Source organism: Chryseobacterium populi, from assembly GCF_000282115.1.
GTDB lineage: Bacteria > Bacteroidota > Bacteroidia > Flavobacteriales > Weeksellaceae > Chryseobacterium > Chryseobacterium populi.
The window spans coordinates 1-1,232 of the sequence record NZ_AKJY01000071.1 but is presented as its reverse complement, the minus strand read 5'-3'; the positions used below and the strand labels follow the sequence as shown (position 1 = coordinate 1,232).

Annotated in this window: 2 protein-coding genes; one reads left to right on the top strand and one right to left on the bottom strand. The window is 33.1% G+C overall.

Annotated elements, in window-relative coordinates:
• Positions 1–87 precede the first annotated feature (87 nt).
• On the bottom strand, positions 88–699 hold the full coding sequence (locus PMI13_RS15920) for a class I SAM-dependent methyltransferase (protein ID WP_007845559.1): 612 nt from the start codon (positions 697–699) through the stop codon (positions 88–90).
• A 258-nt stretch (positions 700–957) separates the two neighbouring features.
• On the opposite strand from PMI13_RS15920, the gene PMI13_RS15915 reads away from it, so the two are divergent.
• The gene (locus PMI13_RS15915) at positions 958–1,170 is read left to right on the top strand and encodes a hypothetical protein (RefSeq protein ID WP_007845556.1); all 213 of its coding nucleotides are present in this window, start codon (positions 958–960) and stop codon (positions 1,168–1,170) included.
• The last annotated feature ends 62 nt before the right edge of the window (positions 1,171–1,232 follow it).

The following is a 1,232-nucleotide window of genomic DNA, read 5'->3' as shown; positions in this document are numbered from 1 at the left end:
TCCTTTCTTTTTGAGCATAAAAAAAAGACTGTCTCACTTTTGAGACAGCCTCTTTGATTTTATAAAATAGCTGGGTCTGTACAGTGATCATTTTTTTAAACAGCAGTATATAAAATTCTGTACCGTATTAAAAGGAGTGATATGATCTTCCGTAAAGCATTGTATTTTTTCGAAGCTGGCTTTAAATAAGCCGGTTATAGATTCCTCATCATATTGCTGAATATCAAGTCCGCTACACTTTACAGGGCCTTTTTTAGAAAAAGTTCCCAGAATTATAAATCCTTTTACTCTTTTTTCTACAAGGTTGACATATTTTGAAACCTGTTCAGGAGTTGTTAAAAAATGAAAAACCGCCCTGTCATGCCAGATATCGTAAGATTCTTCAGGCTCAAATTCTGTAATATCTGCAACGATCCATGTTACTTTATCAGCCTTCACTCCCAAACGTTTCTGAGCTTTTCTTAAAGCATTCTCCGAAATATCCAGAACGGTGATATTCTGATAACCTTCCTCAAGCAGGAAATCAACAAGATTGCTGTCGCCACCCCCGACGTCAATGATTCTTGCCTCTTTTCCGAAACCTGAAGAACGGATAAAATTAAGCGAGGTTTCCGGCTTTTCCTGTGTCCAGCTTACCTGGTCCGGGTTTTTGGTTTCATAGATGGTTTCCCAATGTTTTTTATTCGTTAAATCATTCATTATTAATTACTTTTTATATCATATATGAAAAAAATGTCAAATAAAATAATCATAACTCATTTGTTAACAATTATTTAATAACTATATAAATAGGTATAGTTTTTGTACTATACCAAAAATATGATAAAAAAGAAGTAAAAGCCTAGTGTTTATATTAGAAAATTTACTAAATTTATTAAAAATTTAACTGAATGCCCAAAATAATGAAGGGTGGTTAATGTAAAAGAAGAATTTTTAAATTAAATCCAAGAAATATAAATGAATAATATCCAGGATGAATTTCAGGTCTTTAAAGACGAGTTGAAAAAATTAAATATCGAAGTACAGAAAGTGGTGAAAGTGGGAAACGGGAGTATGGATTTCCACGAAGTTTTTTATAAATCGCCGAGGTACGAAGATGTGAAGAGTGTGTATGTACAGCGGCATAATCTGGATGCTATGATCCAGAAATTCAAGCAGGCTTACAATTAAAATAATGGAGGCTGTCTCAAAAGGGGCAGTCTTTTTTCTGTCTCAAAATTTGTAGTTTACGA

Coding starts and splice junctions, on each gene's coding strand:
- PMI13_RS15920 (WP_007845559.1), bottom strand. CDS start 699: ATGAATGATTTAACGAATAAAAAACATTGGGAAACCATCTATGAAACC.
- PMI13_RS15915 (WP_007845556.1), top strand. CDS start 958: ATGAATAATATCCAGGATGAATTTCAGGTCTTTAAAGACGAGTTGAAA.